Genomic DNA, 1,908 nt, shown 5'->3' on the forward strand with positions numbered 1-1,908 from the left:
CATTGCATTCGCGAGCAAGCCCGCTCCCACAAGGGTACTGCGTCAGGTCATGTTTAGAGGCAGGTGGCCAACGCCGCCAAACGGCGCTTGGCAACGAAATCGTCTTGCTGCGCGTAGTAATTCAACACGGTGCCGGAAGCGTCGGTGGTCACGTCCACAAAGGATTCCGCCGACCGTGTGTAGACCGTCGAACCGCCGTTTTTACCGGGCTGCAAATAGGCGGCAGCATCCACACCGAACACCGCCTCGTCCTGCCAGGAATACTGCACGCACTCAGCCACGATGGTAGGCGGCTTGGTCGATTTCAGGGTTTTGTACGGGGTCTTGGTGCGAGCATCGTCCATCACCGAGCCCGCGCAGCCGGCCAGCAACGTCACGGCCAGCGCCACCATCAGTATTCGCATTACGTTCGCTCATCAAGAAAAAGCGGACTGTATCACCGTGGCGTGGCGTTTCGTTCTGCTTTACTTCATTTATACCGCGACACCGCGTAACGATTCGCGCACCCTGTCGCGCCATAAACACTGTATCGCGCCTTTTTTCTGGAAGCCCCAATGACACCCAACGCCGAATTCTACAAACCGACCCCTGAATACGCCGACAAGCTGATCAGCCAGATCGGCCAGACACCGTCCTGGATTGCCAAGCGCATCGGCGTCACCGACAAGCGCATTCGCTACATCCTCGACGGCGAACGCACCGTCAAAGGCGAAACCACGCCGATCAAAATGACCTACACCGAGCAGTTCGCCCTCGAATGCCTGGCTGCAGCAGCCAAGGCCAGCAAGAAACAATCTTCGTAACCCGTTACCAAGGAGCGACCATGGCGGCAACCGATCAGCAACACGAGCAGGCGCTAAAGAAGTTTCTCGATGAGCGCCCTGAACTGCGCAATGAGCTCGACAACCTCAACCCACTGCTGGCTCAGGCCAAGGGTGAGACCCCGGCTCAGTACCGCGACGAGCGACTGCACGAAGCCTTCGAAGCTGAAGCCGAGAGCCAGGGGTTGTTCGCCTGGGAACTGACGCTGCTGCTAACGGCCGCCACACCCGAGGACTACGAGGCCCAGCGCCGAGAGGTGCATAAGGAAGTCGCGGAGATGGCCGGTATGGACTGGCTGGACTATTGCGAGTTATACGGGATAGCACCGTAACCACTGTTCAAGGATGCCCTCGCAGATGCTGCCATCCACCTCCTCAACCCACGCCAGCCCCGGGCACCTGCACACCCAAAAGTGGCGTGGGCGCGTCGGCATGACGCTGGTGGCCATGCTCTCGGTGCTCGCCGGCATGACCGACGCCATCGGCTTCATGGCCAGCGGCGATTTCGTCTCGTTCATGAGCGGCAACACCACCCGCCTGGCTGTCGCCATCAGTGTCGGCGATCTGGGGCTGACCGGGCGGCTGCTGCTGCTCGTAGCCACCTTCATCGTCGGCAATGCCTTGGGCATTATCGTCAGCCGCCTCGGCGGGCGACGGGCGCTGCCATTGATGCTGAGCATCGCCACGTTGCTGTGCGCCGCCGCCATCTGGCCTTTGGACGAACAACTACCTGCGCTGCTGGCCGCGATCATCGCCATGGGCATGCTCAATGCCGCCGTCGAGCAAGTGAACGGCCTGCCGGTCGGCCTGACCTATGTCACCGGCGCCCTCTCGCGTTTCGGACGCGGGCTGGGGCGCTGGCTGCTCGGCGAACGACGCGATGGCTGGCGGGTGCAACTGATTCCGTGGACCGGGATGTTTGCCGGGGCTGTCCTTGGGGCGGTGCTGGAACATCATTTTGGACTCAAGGCGTTGTTTGCCAGCGGATTGCTGGCGGGCGTGCTGGGGGTGGTGTCGTTGAGAATTCCGCGGCGGTGGCAGTTGGGGTTTATGCCGCGCTGATTTTAATGTTGCCTGTCAGGCAGCC

The 1,908-nt window shown here is 61.3% G+C and carries 4 protein-coding genes; 3 read left to right on the plus strand and 1 reads right to left on the minus strand.

Annotation, left to right across the window (positions count from 1 at the left end; translation table 11 throughout):
* Positions 1-53 precede the first annotated feature (53 nt).
* Positions 54-404 (minus strand): hypothetical protein, encoded by a 351-nt coding sequence (locus tag AC1DRJ_RS25990; RefSeq protein WP_477804676.1) that lies wholly within the window; start codon positions 402-404, stop codon positions 54-56.
* 150 nt (positions 405-554) lie between these two features.
* On the opposite strand from AC1DRJ_RS25990, the gene AC1DRJ_RS25995 reads away from it, so the two are divergent.
* Genes AC1DRJ_RS25995 through AC1DRJ_RS26005 form a run of 3 tightly spaced genes read left to right on the plus strand, consistent with a single transcriptional unit; the run spans position 555 to position 1,883 of the window.
* Entirely contained in the window at positions 555-803 is a 249-nt protein-coding gene (locus AC1DRJ_RS25995; RefSeq protein WP_027925145.1) for a hypothetical protein, read from the plus strand.
* Between the two features lie 20 nt (positions 804-823).
* Positions 824-1,153 (plus strand): DUF6388 family protein, encoded by a 330-nt coding sequence (locus AC1DRJ_RS26000; RefSeq protein WP_477804677.1) that lies wholly within the window; start codon positions 824-826, stop codon positions 1,151-1,153.
* 25 nt (positions 1,154-1,178) lie between these two features.
* Positions 1,179-1,883, plus strand: coding sequence for a YoaK family protein (locus tag AC1DRJ_RS26005; RefSeq protein WP_477804678.1), 705 nt, complete (start codon positions 1,179-1,181; stop codon positions 1,881-1,883).
* Positions 1,884-1,908 lie beyond the last annotated feature (25 nt).

The organism is Pseudomonas sp. P5_B2 (assembly GCF_056400445.1).

What these genes read in the sequence shown, in the direction of transcription:
- AC1DRJ_RS25990 (WP_477804676.1), bottom strand. Translation starts at nt 404, where the DNA reads ATGCGAATACTGATGGTGGCGCTGGCCGTGACGTTGCTGGCCGGCTGC.
- AC1DRJ_RS26005 (WP_477804678.1), top strand. Translation starts at nt 1,179, where the DNA reads ATGCTGCCATCCACCTCCTCAACCCACGCCAGCCCCGGGCACCTGCAC.
- AC1DRJ_RS26000 (WP_477804677.1), top strand. Translation starts at nt 824, where the DNA reads ATGGCGGCAACCGATCAGCAACACGAGCAGGCGCTAAAGAAGTTTCTC.
- AC1DRJ_RS25995 (WP_027925145.1), top strand. Translation starts at nt 555, where the DNA reads ATGACACCCAACGCCGAATTCTACAAACCGACCCCTGAATACGCCGAC.